This window comes from Hymenobacter armeniacus (assembly GCF_014699055.1).
In the GTDB taxonomy this organism is placed as follows: domain Bacteria; phylum Bacteroidota; class Bacteroidia; order Cytophagales; family Hymenobacteraceae; genus Hymenobacter; species Hymenobacter armeniacus.
Genome location: NZ_JACXAC010000004.1, coordinates 375,055 through 388,390, shown reverse-complemented (window position 1 = coordinate 388,390; position 13,336 = coordinate 375,055). Strand labels below are relative to the sequence as shown.

8 protein-coding genes are annotated in these 13,336 nt (G+C 63.4%); 6 read left to right on the top strand and 2 right to left on the bottom strand.

What is annotated here, in order from left to right:
* Positions 1-12 precede the first annotated feature (12 nt).
* Together IC234_RS13140 and IC234_RS13135 are read left to right on the top strand one after the other, a co-directional pair.
* Positions 13-1,488 (top strand): hypothetical protein, encoded by a 1,476-nt coding sequence (locus IC234_RS13140; RefSeq protein ID WP_190925324.1) that lies wholly within the window; start codon positions 13-15, stop codon positions 1,486-1,488.
* 81 nt (positions 1,489-1,569) lie between these two features.
* Positions 1,570-3,183, top strand: coding sequence for an OmpP1/FadL family transporter (locus tag IC234_RS13135; RefSeq protein ID WP_190925322.1), 1,614 nt, complete (start codon positions 1,570-1,572; stop codon positions 3,181-3,183).
* A 68-nt stretch (positions 3,184-3,251) separates the two neighbouring features.
* Here IC234_RS13135 and IC234_RS13130 read toward each other — a convergent pair whose 3' ends face one another.
* A complete protein-coding gene (locus tag IC234_RS13130) occupies positions 3,252-4,274 on the bottom strand; it encodes a hypothetical protein (RefSeq protein ID WP_190925320.1) in 1,023 nt (340 codons plus the stop codon).
* A gap of 93 nt (positions 4,275-4,367) precedes the next feature.
* Here IC234_RS13130 and IC234_RS13125 point away from each other — a divergent pair, with 93 nt between their 5' ends.
* The 3 genes from IC234_RS13125 to IC234_RS13115 all read left to right on the top strand — a co-directional run bounded on the left by IC234_RS13125 (position 4,368) and on the right by IC234_RS13115 (position 9,266).
* Complete coding sequence (locus tag IC234_RS13125) at positions 4,368-6,590, top strand: S9 family peptidase (RefSeq protein WP_190925318.1); 2,223 nt, start codon at positions 4,368-4,370, stop codon at positions 6,588-6,590.
* A 189-nt stretch (positions 6,591-6,779) separates the two neighbouring features.
* Positions 6,780-7,727, top strand: a complete 948-nt coding sequence (locus IC234_RS13120; RefSeq protein ID WP_190925315.1) for an alpha/beta fold hydrolase — start codon at positions 6,780-6,782, stop codon at positions 7,725-7,727.
* Between the two features lie 522 nt (positions 7,728-8,249).
* Entirely contained in the window at positions 8,250-9,266 is a 1,017-nt protein-coding gene (locus IC234_RS13115) for a T9SS type A sorting domain-containing protein (protein ID WP_190925313.1), read from the top strand.
* 71 nt (positions 9,267-9,337) lie between these two features.
* On the opposite strand, the gene IC234_RS13110 is transcribed toward IC234_RS13115, so the two are convergent.
* Positions 9,338-10,996: a catalase gene (locus tag IC234_RS13110; protein ID WP_190925311.1), complete on the bottom strand. Its 1,659-nt coding sequence runs from the start codon at positions 10,994-10,996 to the stop codon at positions 9,338-9,340.
* Positions 10,997-11,300: 304 nt separating this feature from the next.
* On the opposite strand from IC234_RS13110, the gene IC234_RS13105 reads away from it, so the two are divergent.
* Positions 11,301-13,295, top strand: coding sequence for a pectate lyase family protein (locus tag IC234_RS13105; RefSeq protein ID WP_190925309.1), 1,995 nt, complete (start codon positions 11,301-11,303; stop codon positions 13,293-13,295).
* Positions 13,296-13,336: the final 41 nt, after the last annotated feature.

The window sequence follows — 13,336 nt, the reverse complement described above, 5'->3', positions numbered from 1 at the left end:
ACGTCTTTCGTCATGAAAAACCTGCTCACCGCTTTGTTGCCCGCCATGGCCCTGCTCGCGCTGGGCGGCTGCGCGAGCACTTCGGCCGTCGCCACCTCGGAAGACGACGGCGTCTATTACAGTTCCAAGGACCGCACCACGTCCCTGGTGAGCGCTGCGCCGGCCCCGGCCAGCACCGACGAAGCCGCCAACCCCGACTACAACGGCGGCAGCCAGTCGAGGTCGGCCCGGCGGGGCAGCGGCTCCGACCAGTACTACGACAACACCTACACTTACATGCAGGGCGTGCCCAGCTACGGCCCCGGCCTGGCTTACTACACGCCCTACAGCGCCTACACCACCCTGAGCTACGGCTGGGGCGGCGGGGCCTGCGGCTTCTCGCCCTATGGCTTTGCTGACCCGTTCTGCACCACGGCTTTCTACAGCCCGTTTTATAGTCCCTTCTACAGCCCCTACTACGGCTCGGGCTTGAGCATCACGTTCGGGTTTGGGCGCCCGTGGGGGTACGGCTACGGCGGCTATTATGGCTACGGCCGTCCTTATGGTTACGGCTATGCCGGCTACTACGACCCCTTCTATTACAGCAGCCCCTGGGGCTACGGCGGCTATTACGGCCGTGGCGGCTACTACGGCAACCGTTATTACGGCAGCAACTACGACTATAGCAACGGCGGCTACTACGATAACGGCCGCCGCACCAGCACCCCGGTGCACCGCAACGACCGCAGCTCCGACGGCCGCCGGGCTGGCAGCAGCGTGGCCGGCAGCACCCCCGGCTCTACCGGCATTCCGGCGCCCGCCGGCAGTGGCCGCACCCGCGACGACCTGCGCCCGCAGTCGCCCAACGCCCCGCAACCGACCGCCGGCATGGTGGAAGCCGGTGGGCGCACCCGCACTGAGGTATTGACGGCAGCCCCCGGTACCGAAGCCACGACGCCCGTTGGCGGCGGCTTCAACCGCCCCCGTCAGATGACCGACGACGGCTTGCAGCCCCGCTACCGCAACATGGACCAGCGGCCTTCCGCCGAGGGCCGCCAGCCGCAGGACGCCAACCCCGGCTCCGGCCAGGTGACGCGCGAGGATAATCGCCCCCGCTGGCGCAACCTTGATGCCGCCACCCAAACCGACCAAGCGCAGCCCGCCGCTCCGCAACCGCAGGAGGGTCGCCGTCGCGGCGGCATCTTCCAGAACGTGCCCGCCGAGCAACCGAACAACGCGCCCGAGCAAGTAGTGACGGAGCAGCCCCAGCGCCGCCGCTTCGAGCAGCCCCGCCAGGAGCGTACCTACGAGCAGCCCCAACAGCGCACCTACGAACAGCCGCAGCAACGCTCCTACGAGCAGCCACAGCGTACGTATGAGCAGCCCCAGCAGCGCAGCTACGAGCAACCGCAGCGCTCGTACAGCCAGCCCAGCCAGCCTTCGTACTCGGCGCCGTCGAACGGCGGTGGTGGAGGGGGCGGCGGCCGGGGCCGGGGCCGCGCCGACTAACCCACGTTTTCACCTACGGTTTCTGCAATTATTTTCTCAAGCGAGCCGGCCCAACGGCCGGCTCCTTTTCTTCCCACCCCTATGAAAAAACGGATATACTGGCTTAGCCTGGCCCTCGTAGCAGGGCAGGCCGGCCACGCCTTTGCCCAAGGCGCCACCGATGCCCTGCGCTATTCCCGCCTCCAGTTTGGGGGTCCTGCCCGCACCCAAGGCATTGGGGGGGCCAACGTGGCGGTAGGCGCCGATTTTGGCAACCTCACCAGCAACCCCGCCGGCCTGGGGCTGTTCCAAAAATCGGAGGTTCACCTCTCGCCCGGCCTGGGGCTGGGCGAAAGCACGGCCCGCATGGAGGGGAACAGCGCAGCTGCGCAAAACGACACCAAGAACAGCTTCCACATTGGCAGCGCAGGCGTGGTGCTGGCCAACCGCCGCCCCGACGACGACCAGAGCACCAATTGGCGCGGCGGGGCGTTTGCCCTGGGCTTCACGCGGCTGGCTGACTTCAACACGTCTTTCCGCTATGGCGGCACGCTGAACGACCGGACCATCGGCAACTTGGCCCTGACCGGCGACGACCAGTCTTACCTGGCGTCGTTGCGCCGCACGGTGGGCTTCGATGGCTACGGCCAAGAGAACATCGACAACCTGCGCAGCCAAGCAGCCGACGGCGAGTACTACTCGCTCAACGCCTTGGCCTACGGGGCCTACCTAAGCCGCATTGTGAAAGACCCGCGCACCGGCAAAGACATTGGCATCGCCTCCACCACCCGCAGCGGGCCCATCCAACAGGCCGAAACGAGCTATGCCAAAGGCTCGGCGTCGCAGTTTGACCTGGGCTACGGCGCCAGCTACCGCGACCGCCTCTACCTGGGCATTGGCGTGGGGCTGGTGAGTTCGAACTACACGTCCGTCAAAACCTTCACCGAGCGCGAATCGGACCCCAACACCCACCTCAGCGAATACACCCTGCGCGAGGAGCTCAAAACCAGCGGCACGGGCATCAACGCCCGCATCGGGGCTATCTACCGCGCCACCGACGCCTTGCGCATTGGCGCCTCCATTCAAACCCCGACCTTCACCTGGCTGACGGACGACTACAACGCCGTGTTTACGACGACGTTTACGGCGCAGGGCAACGACGTGGTGGCCACTTCGCTGCCCACGGGCCCGGTGGGCGTGAAGTCGCTCGACCAGACGTTTGCGCCCTACGCCTACACGCTCACCACGCCCTTCCGGGCCAATGGCGGGCTGGCGTATACCGTGGGCAAGCACGGCTTCGTGAGCGGCGACGTGGAATACGTGGGCTACGGCCAGGCCCGCCTGCACAACAACGCCAACGACGCCAACGGCAGCGACTACCCCTTCACGGCTGAGAACAGCGACATCCAGGCGCTCTACAAAAACACCGTGAACCTGCGCTTTGGCGCCGAGGGCCGCTTCGACATTTTCCGGGTGCGCCTAGGCTACGCCCGCTACGGCGACCCGTACAAGGCCGACACCAACAACGAGCGCGCCCAAAACTTCTACACCGGCGGTTTTGGCCTGCGGCAGAACAATTTCTTCCTCGACTTGGCCGGCGTGTACACCACCTTCAACCAAGACTACACCGCCTACGACCTGGGCGGCCTGGAGCCCTTGGTGAAAATCAACCAGTCGCGCTTCACCACCAGCGTCACGGCGGGCCTCACGTTCTAGCCCCTTCCATTGCCCACAAAAAAGGCGCCTTCCGTGCGGAGGGCGCCTTTTTTTGTGGGCAACAGCGCTTACGGCACTTTCTGCACTTTCACGGTGCACGCCACGGTGGGCGAGGTGCCCAGCACAATGTTGGTGACCAGCAGCAGCCCGGTGAATACGTCGGTTCCGTCGCCCTTCACCTGGAAGGCAATGACTTCGTTCTTGCTCAGCGGGCCGGTATTGGTCACGGCGGGGAAGTCGGTGCCCGCGGCAAAAGCGGCCGCGATGGTGGCGCCCGTGGCGGCGTTATTGAAATCCGTGTCGGAAAGTCTGGTGCTCTTGAGCACGGTGGTGCGGCGGTCAGGCCAGCGGGCGCCGCTTAGGTTGAGCACGCGGGTGTCGTTGGGCGAGCTCAGAATCACGCTGTTGCCGTCGGCGCTTAGGGCAATGAGGTCGACCAGCGCCTGATTGGCGGCTAGCGGCACACGGCTCAGCACGGCAAACTTGGGCAGCAGCAGGCCGGTGCGCAGGTTGAGAAACACGCGCCGCACGGCCCGCAGGCTGTCGGCGCGGAGGCGGTTGCCAGGCACGGGGCGCAGCAGGGCCGTGAAGCGGTGGTACACCTGGGCCGAGTCGGACTGGCGCACCGTGAGCCGATAGGCCCGGCTGGCCGATTCGCCCTGCTTGTCGGTGATGGTGTATTGCCAGCGCTCGGTGCCCGAGGTGGTGCGCGCCGCGAAGGAATTGTTGAACAAGTATTCGCCGCCCGGATAGGGTGGCTTGCTTTTGTAGGCGGGCTTGATGAGCGAGTCGAGGTACACGATTTCCTGCGCCTCGGGGGCATTCTTGGCGGGGTCGAAGCTGGAAAGCGGCGTGGGGTAGGCAATGGGCCTGAGGCCGGGCTCGTAGTTCACCACGATGCGCAGGCGGCGCAGCGAGTCGTTGTTGCCCACGGCATACACGCGGGTGAGGAGCGTGTCGCTCGGGCTGGCCGTGCGGTTGCCCGACGTCAGCCCCGTGGCGCCAATCAGGTCGAGCTGCACGCCAGGGTTGGTTTTGGAGCAGGCGCCCAGCAGCACGGGCAGGCAAAGCAGAAGCAGGCGAAATCGCATGGCGCAAAGGTAACGGGGCGTGCCGGTGCTGGGGGCAGCTAGTACCTTTAACGTCTTATTCTAACTCTTATTTCGCTCACGATTTTCTCCTTTATGCGTTTTCGCTTTTTCGCGCTGGCCACGCTGCTGGCCACCAACGGCCCGGCCCTGCTGCCGGGCCTCGCCCCTACCGCCGTGCAGGCCCAGCAAAAGCTGCCCCTCACCCTCGAAGACATTTGGGCCAAGCCCACCTTCCGCTCGGCCTCGGTGCCCGGCTTCAACTGGATGAACGACGGCCGCTACTACTCCGCCCTGGAGGGCGGCAGCCTGGTGCAGCACGAAGTGACCACCGGCAAAGCCGTGCAAACCCTGGTGGCTGCTGCCGACCTGCAGCCCGCCGGCGCCGCCAAGTCGTTGGACGTGGACGGCTACTCCTTCAACGCCAACGAGCAGAAAATCCTGTTCACCACGGCCACCGAGCCAATTTACCGGCACAGCGCGCAGTCGGCCTACTACGTGTTCGACCGCGGCACGAAGAAGCTCACGGCGCTGAGCACCGGCAAGCAGGGCTACGCCACGTTCTCGCCCGACGGCCAGCGCGTGGCTTTCACCCGCGACAACAACGTGTTTGTGACCGACCTGGCCACGATGAAGGAAACCGCCGTCACTTCCAATGGTCTGAAAAACAACCTCATCAACGGTTCTGCCGACTGGGTGTACGAAGAAGAGTTCACGATGGCGCAGGGCTTTTTCTGGTCGCCCGACAGCCGGCAGATTGCCTTTTACACTTTCGACGAAAGCCAGGTGCCGGAATATGACATGCAGAAGTGGGGCAGCCTTTACCCCCAGGAATACCGTTTCAAGTACCCCAAGGCCGGTGAGAAGAACTCGGTGGTGAGCGTGAGCAGCTACGACGTGGCCAGCGGCCGCACCACCAAAATGGACGTGGGGCCGAACACCGACCAGTACCTACCCCGCGTGATGTGGACGCAGGTTACCAACACGCTCAGCATCCAGCGCCTCAACCGCCTGCAGAATAAGCTCGAAATCCTGCACGGCGACGCCACCACCGGCAACACCCAAGTGGTGCTCACCGACACTAGCCCAGCCTACGTCGACATCAGCGACGACCTGCGCTACCTGCCCGGCAGCAAGCAGTTCCTCTTTACCAGCGAGAAAGACGGCTACCAGCACCTCTACCTGCACGACATGAAGGGCCGGCAGGTGCGCCAGCTTACCAAGGGCAACTGGGAAATCACGGCCATCAACGGCTTCGACCCCAAATCGGGCTTCGTGTACTACACCAGCACCGAGGGCTCGCCGCTGCAGCGCCACCTATACCGCATCAACCTGCAGGGCACCGGCAAAAAACGCATCAGCGAGGCCGGCGGCGGCAACGACGCCGTGAACATGAGCCCCGACACCCAGTACTTTCTCAATACGCACTCTTCGAACGGTGTGCCCGCCGTGGTGAGCCTGCGCCAAGGCAGCACCGGCAACTTGGTGAAAACCCTGGAGGACAATGCCAAGCTGCGCCAAACCCTGACGCAGTACGACCTCGGCAAGCTGGAGTTCATCACCTTCAAAACCAGCGAAGGCACCGAACTGAACGCCTCCATGCTGAAGCCCAGCAACTTCGACCCGGGCAAAAAATACCCCGTGCTGATGTACGTGTACGGCGGCCCGGGCTCGCAAACCGTGAGGGATGACACCGGCGCCGGCATCGCCTTCACCAACTACCTCTGGCACCAACTGCTGGCTGAGCAAGGCTACATCGTGTTGTCAGTTGACAACCGGGGCACCGGGGCCCGGGGCGCCGATTTCAAAAAGAGCACCTACGCCAACATGGGCAAGCTCGAAACCATCGACCAAGCCGAGGGCGCCAAGTACCTGGCCACACTGCCGTACGTCGACAAGGCCCGCATTGGCATCTGGGGCTGGAGCTACGGCGGCTACATGACCTCACTGGCCATGACCAAAAACGCTGACCTCTTCAAAATGGGCATCGCCGTGGCACCCGTCACCAACTGGCGCTACTACGACACCGTGTACACCGAGCGGTTCCTGAAAACGCCCCAGGAAAACCCCGGCGGCTACGACGACAACTCGCCCGTGCAGTTTGCCCAGAACCTGAAAGGCAAGTTCCTGCTGGTGCACGGCACCGGCGACGACAACGTGCATTTTCAAAACTCTATTGCCTTCGTCGAGGCCCTCATCAAGGCCAACAAGGACTACCAGACGCTGTACTACCCCAACCGCAACCACGGCATTGCGGGCGGCAACACGCGCCTGCACCTCTACCGCCAGATGACCAATTTCGTGCTGCAAAACCTGTAGTCCTCGAAGCGGGTGAACGCGCCAACAGGCCACCGGATTGGGCACTGCCCGGCCCGGTGGCCTGTTGGCTTACGGGGAGCGGCCGGGCCGGGCCCGTTCTTCGCGCATTGGCTACGCTTCGTCGCCCTGCTGCTACGGTTCGGCAGCTTGGGCTTGAGGGCCGGCGGCCGGCGGGCGCACCTTTGAAGCATGAAAACGCTCCGCTTCCTCCGCCCCGCCCTGTTATGCTTGTTCTATCTGCTGCTGGTTGGCCCGGCCGCCCGCGCCCAGGCGCTGGCCAACGGCACGCCCGCCGTGAGCACCTCCGATGGGGTGCGCCTTTATGTGCGCGTGGCGGGCCAGGGCCGGCCTTGCGTGTTTGTGCACGGCGGGCCGGGCGCCGGCAGCGAAACCATCGAAACGCTGGCGGGCCCCATGTTGGAGCAGCGCTTCCAAATGATTTACCTCGACCAGCGCGGCAGCGGCCGCTCGGCCAGTTCGCCCACCAAGGCCTATGGCCTGCCCCGATTGGTGCAGGACCTCGAAGACCTGCGGCAGCAGCTGCACCTCGAGCGCTGGGTGCTCATGTCGCACTCTTTCGGCGGCCTCATCGCCACGGCCTACGCCCGGCAGTACCCGCAGCACGTGCTGGGCCTGGTGCTCACCAACAGCATCCTGAACCTGCCGGCCTCCATGGAAAGCATGGCCACCAAAGGGTACGCGTTGCTGCCCGCCGCCACCCGCCCCCCGCTCGATGCCGCTGCCCCGCTGCCCCAGCGCTTCGGCATGGTGATGGCCTTGCTCAACCAGCAGCACCTCATGGGTCGCCTCATGTACGCTACCGACTCGGCCGCCGCCCGAGTGGCCCGCGCGCAACGCCGCCAGGCCACCGCCAACCACGACTTTGCCGCCTCCCTCTACCAGCCCGGCGTCATTGACGGCTACCTGGAGGACCTGACGGCCAGCACCCCCCAAATGACCCTGCCTGTTCTCGTGCTCCCGGGCCAAACCGACGACGTCACCGGTCCGCAGCATGAGTCCTTCCGCTTCCCTCACCAGCGCGTGGTGGCCTTGCCCGGCAAGCATTACGTGCTGCTCGAAACCCCCAACGAAGTAAGCCGGGCGCTGGCGGCTTTCTCCCGCGAACTCCCTAAGTAAGCCCCCTATTCCTAATACCTTTTTCAACCAACAAAAAGGGCTCTCATTGCTGAGAGCCCTTTTTGTTGGTTGAAGTCGATAGAGCCTAGCGACTTGAGCTACTTATTCAGTCCCGACAGCAAACCCAACCGATGGCGCAGTTGTGACCGATAGCGCTAACTGCGAGGCATCTTATAAGCACAAGTGTAATCCAAAAAGTAACTATATAAATTATCCAAGCACATTCAGTCAGTACAAATTCCATATATAACGCAATGTCCGCTTCATGAGCAAGCAGTAAGCAGCAAAAACGATTTATACAATGACTTACTTCATTTTGGCAAACTATAAACTTTCTAATTATGTAATATTATATGATTTATTTGCAAATTATCTACAATATGTTTGTTCCAATTAGTGACTTACTCATACCCCAAACGCCCTTACCAGCTGGGGTGTAACCGTCGCCTACAAAACCCTTTTTTCAACTTAACTATGTTGACAAACCACTACTCTCGCACTCTTGCATTTGCCGGAGCCCTGATGACTTACCTCCTCGGAGGCGCGGCCCAGGCCACTCCCCTAGCGCCAGCCAGCCTTGCGGCCACCACCTCCAGCACGACGGTGCTGACCGGCGCTGGCGGCACGGCCACCATCACTCCCGCCACCCTGAGCCCGGTGGTGAGCGGTTGCAGCCAAACCACCCAGTTGGTTTCCCTTGTCACGGGCCAGGAAGGCAGCATCACCACTTCCCAGCAGGAGGGCGGGGGAATCAAACTCAACATCGCCGCCCCGGCCAGACAGGTCTTCACTTCGGTGGAATACGCCAACTACGGCACCACCACCGGCTGCAGCGCGCCTACCAGCAAAGCCGTGGTAGAGTCCTATCTGCTGGGCAAAAACTCCGCATCGATTCCGGTTGAGAATTCCACCTTCGGCGGCGACCCTTGTTACGGAGTATACCCCAAAAGCCTGTACGTAACGGCTTCTTACGGCCAGCCGGCCGTGGCTTCGCTCACGCTCACGCCGGGCACCTACACCGTAAAGCTCACCGTTTCGGGTTGTGGCGAAACCACCACCAGCACCGCCACCGTGACGGTGGTGAATGCCGCCTGCGGCCCCCACGGCGATAAAATTAACCTCTGCCACAACGGCCACCAAATCTGCGTGGCCCAAGCAGCCGTGGCCGCCCACTTGGCCCACGGCGACTCCTACGGCGATTGCGGCGCCGGTGGTTCTTCCCTGATGGCTGCTGCTCCCAAGAACGAGAGCAGCGCCATCCGCGCTACCAACCCCGATGTGGTGGCTCAGACCTCGCCCAACCCCGCCACCAGCGGCCAGTTCCAGGTACACGTGCAGGCTGCTGCTACTGGCCCCGTGCAAGTCAGCCTGTTCGACATGCAAGGCAACTTAGTGAGCCAGCTTTTCAACGGCCAGCTTGAAGCCGGTGAGCAGCGCGACTTTGCCGTAAACCGCCCGGACCTGCGCCAGGGCCTGTACTTGGTGCGCATCCAGAACGGGCAGCATTCGCGCTTTGCACGGGTCGAAGTGCAGAAATAACCTTCCCGACCAGGCAACAAAAAAGGGCTCCCGCCATTGGGAGCCCTTTTTTGTTGCCTGCTTAATTGAGATTAATACGGCTTGGCGTCGTGGGCTACCGCCTCGGCTTCGGCCGCTGCTTTCGAGCCCTGGGCTTCGTTGTGCTGGTTGCCGCCTTCGGCGTTCTGGCCGGCGCGGGCAGCTGCCAAGCCTTCGGCCAGGCGGCGGCCCCAGTCGGCATCGCAGTTGGTGCACAGCTCCACCATCTTGTCGCTCACGGTGCGGTTGGCGGTGGCGAGGGCGCCCACCATGTTGTTGATGAGGTCGTCGCGCTCCCAGTCTTCGTGCAGGCGGTAGCGCTCACCGGCTTGCTTGAAGTTGTTCTGGCGGTCAATGGTCTGGCGCATCAGGCGGCCGCTGTACTGCGGCATGTGGTCGGGCGCCGTGCGGGGCGCCTCCTTCAGGCCATTCAGCGAGCTGGGCTCGTAGTTGACGTGGTTGTTCTGGCCGGGGGCCGAGTCCACGTGGTAGGCCATCTGGCCGTCGCGCTGGTTGGTGGCCACGTGCTTTTTGGGCGCGTTGATGGGCAGCTGCAAGTAGTTGGTGCCCACGCGGTAGCGCTGGGTGTCCGAGTACGAGAAGGTGCGGCCTTGCAGCATCTTGTCGTCGGAGAAATCGAGGCCATCCACCAGCACGCCCGTGCCGAACGCCGACTGCTCCACCTCGGCGAAGTAGTTTTCCGGGTTGCGGTTCAGGGTCATCATGCCCACGGACAGGTGCGGGAACTGGTCTTCGGGCCAGATTTTGGTGTCGTCGAGCGGGTCGAAGTCCAGCTCCGGGTGCTCGTCGTCGCTCATTATCTGCACGCGCAGCTCCCACTTGGGGAAGTTGCCCTTCTCAATGTTCTCGAACAGGTCCTGCGTGGCGTGGTTGAAGTTCTTGGCCTGAATGGCTTCGGCTTCGGCCGCAGTTAGGTTTTTGATGCCCTGCTGCGGCTCCCAGTGGTACTTCACCAGCACGGCGTCGCCGTGCTGGTTCACCCACTTGTAGGTGTTCACGCCTGAGCCCTGCATCTGGCGGTAGTTGGCCGGAATGCCCCAGGGTGAGAAGAGGAAGCTCACCATGTGCATGGCTTCCGGCGTGTTCGAGATGAAGTCGAAGATGCGCTCGCCGGTCTGGCGGTTGTGCACCGGGTCGGGCTTCTGCGAATGAATGAGGTCCGGAAACTTCATGGCGTCGCGGATGAAGAACACCTTCAGGTTGTTGCCCACCAAGTCCCAGTTGCCGTCTTCGGTGTAGAACTTCACTGCGAAGCCGCGCGGGTCGCGCAGGGTTTCGGGCGAGTGGCCGCCGTGGCCCACTGTGCTGAAGCGCACGAACACAGGCGTTTCTTTGCCGGCCGTGTTGAACAGCTTGGCGCGGGTGTATTTCGCAATGGGCTCGTCGCCCACTTTGCCGTAGGCTTCGAACACGCCGTGGGCGCCGGCGCCGCGGGCGTGCACCACGCGCTCGGGCACGCGCTCCCGGTCGAAGTGGCTGATTTTCTCAATGAACTGGTAGTTCTCGAGCATGGCCGGGCCGCGGTTGCCCACGGTGCGGGTGTTTTGGTTGTTGGTGAGGGGGTGGCCCTGGCGGGTGGTGAGGGTCTGGGCGTTTTCGCCGGCGGCGAGGCGGCCGTCCTGCGAGGTGCCGGCCCCGTTCACGGCCGTGCCCGTGCCGTCGCCGGACGTGGGATTTTGCTGTTCGCTCATGGAAATAATGCGCTGAATAGTGGAAGAAAAATGTCGGTTTGCTGCGCGAAGAACGCCGAAAGAAGGCCCGGCGTTCGATAGATTTTGCTTATACCGCCATTAGCGCCAGCCCACTAGAGCCCCGCCATGGCCCATGAAAGCAGCACGTTAGCCGCCTCTGAAAAACTGGTAATCTGAGGCTTTATCAGGCCGGCAACGTTCCCGACATCGATTGCACGAATTTACTCCGGACAACCAGCCAATTTCCGCCCATCTGGCCCTTACTATTACTGCTGGCTAACCTCTTCCCCACCCAATTCCTCGCATGAAAACATCCTTACTTTTCGCTGCTTTCCTGGCACTTATCGGCTGGCTTCCCGCCGCGGCCCAAACGCCCGGGGCCACGTTTGGCTTGTTTGGCTTCGCTTCGATGACGACGGGCACCACGGGGGGCGCCGGCGGCACCTCCGTGACGGTCAACACCGGCACGGCCCTGCAAAACGCCATCAAAACCAAGGGCGCGCAGCCGCTCACCATCTACGTCAACGGCCCCATCACGCTGGCCAACTCGCCGGGCCTGAGCAAGATTGACGTGAAGGACGTGAGCAACCTGTCCATCATCGGCTTCGACCGGCTGGGCGAGTTCAATGGCATCGGCATCAAGGTGTTTCGGGCCAGCAACATCATTATTCAGAACGTGAAGGTGCACAACGTGCTGGCCGGCACCGGCGACGGCGACTGCATCGGCATCGAGGGCCCGGCCGACCACGTGTGGGTGGACCACTGCGAGATGTACAACGTGTACCAGGGCGTGGGCACCGACGACTACGACGGCCTGCTCGACGCCAAGGCCGACTGCCAGTATATCACCTACTCCTGGAACTACCTGCACGACGGCTGGAAGGCCAGCCTCTGCGGCTTCACCGAAACCGACAACTTCGACCGCAAAATCACCTACCACCACAACCGCTTCGAAAACATCAACTCGCGCCTGCCGCTGTTTCGCTTCGGCACCGGGCACGTATTCAACAACTACTACAAGGACATTGCTTCCACCTGCGTGAACTCGCGCATGGGCGCCTGCCTCAAAATAGAGAACAACTACTTCGAAAACGCCCGCAACCCCTACGTGGCCGCCTACAGCCCGCAGGACGGCTTCGGCGACATTTCAGGCAATACCTTGGTGAACAGTCCCTTCGTGTACGCCTCCGACGTGCACGTGCTCACGGCCTGCACACTGGCCATTCCGTACGCGTACAGCGGCGTGCTGAACGCGGCGCCCGACGTGCCGGCCATTGTGCTGGCCAATGCCGGCATTGGCAAGGTGGGCCCCACGCTGGCGCCGGGCACGTTTGCCGTCACGGCCTCGGCGCTGGGCCAGGGCACGGTGGCGCCGGCCAGCGGCACGTATGCCCTGGGCCAGTCGGTGACGCTGACGGCCACGCCCGCCACCGGCTGGCAGTTTGCCGGCTGGAGCGGCGACACCACCGCCACCACCAACCCGCTCACGTTCCGGGTGAAAAACAGCAAGGTGCTGCGGGCCACGTTCACGCTCATTCCGGGCACGGGCGCGGCGGGCCCGCTCATCCGCATCGAGGACACCAACACGCCCCTCACCGGCCTGTGCAGCTTCGACGGCGCCATCAGCCAGAACACCGGCGCCGACAACGGCGCGGTCATCAACCTGAGCAACTCGGCCGCCAAGGCCATCGTGTGGAAAGTGGAGGTGACGCCGGCGGGCGCCTACGAGCTGAAATGGCGCTACACCAACAGCAGCGCCAGTTCGGGCTTCACCGGCAAGCTCGTGGTGAACGGCGTGGTGGTGAACGCCGCCGCGCCGTTCCCCCGCACGGCCAACAGCACCACCTTCGCCCTCGCCACCCAAAACGTGACGCTGGACAACGGCGTGAACGAAATCCGCCTGGAAACCACCACGGCCGCTTCGTTTGCCGACATCGACTGGCTGGAAATCACCGGCAACCGCATCGTGCCCACCAACTGCGCCAACGCCGTGGGCACCATTCAGGTGCTGGCTGCCCGGCAAAGCTCCGGTGCCGCGGCCCCGCAAGCCCAGGCCTTCCCCAACCCCATGGCCGGCTCCGTGACGTTTGACGTGACGCAGCTCACGCCGGGCCCCGTGCGCATTGTGCTCTACAGCACCAGCGGCGCCAAAGTAGCCGAAGTGGCCACAGGTCGCGCAGTCTTCGGCAGCGGCACGCACCGCTTTGAGTACCAGAATGCCAAGCTGCCCGCCGGGCTGTATTTCTACGAGGTGACCACCACGGGGGGCACCTACCGCGAGAAGCTGCAGGTGGAGTAATTATTAACCTTGTCATCCTCACCTGGCGTCTGCGCCGCGAA

Coding starts and splice junctions, on each gene's coding strand:
- IC234_RS13140 (WP_190925324.1), top strand. CDS start 13: ATGAAAAACCTGCTCACCGCTTTGTTGCCCGCCATGGCCCTGCTCGCG.
- IC234_RS13135 (WP_190925322.1), top strand. CDS start 1,570: ATGAAAAAACGGATATACTGGCTTAGCCTGGCCCTCGTAGCAGGGCAG.
- IC234_RS13130 (WP_190925320.1), bottom strand. CDS start 4,274: ATGCGATTTCGCCTGCTTCTGCTTTGCCTGCCCGTGCTGCTGGGCGCC.
- IC234_RS13125 (WP_190925318.1), top strand. CDS start 4,368: ATGCGTTTTCGCTTTTTCGCGCTGGCCACGCTGCTGGCCACCAACGGC.
- IC234_RS13120 (WP_190925315.1), top strand. CDS start 6,780: ATGAAAACGCTCCGCTTCCTCCGCCCCGCCCTGTTATGCTTGTTCTAT.
- IC234_RS13115 (WP_190925313.1), top strand. CDS start 8,250: ATGACTTACCTCCTCGGAGGCGCGGCCCAGGCCACTCCCCTAGCGCCA.
- IC234_RS13110 (WP_190925311.1), bottom strand. CDS start 10,996: ATGAGCGAACAGCAAAATCCCACGTCCGGCGACGGCACGGGCACGGCC.
- IC234_RS13105 (WP_190925309.1), top strand. CDS start 11,301: ATGAAAACATCCTTACTTTTCGCTGCTTTCCTGGCACTTATCGGCTGG.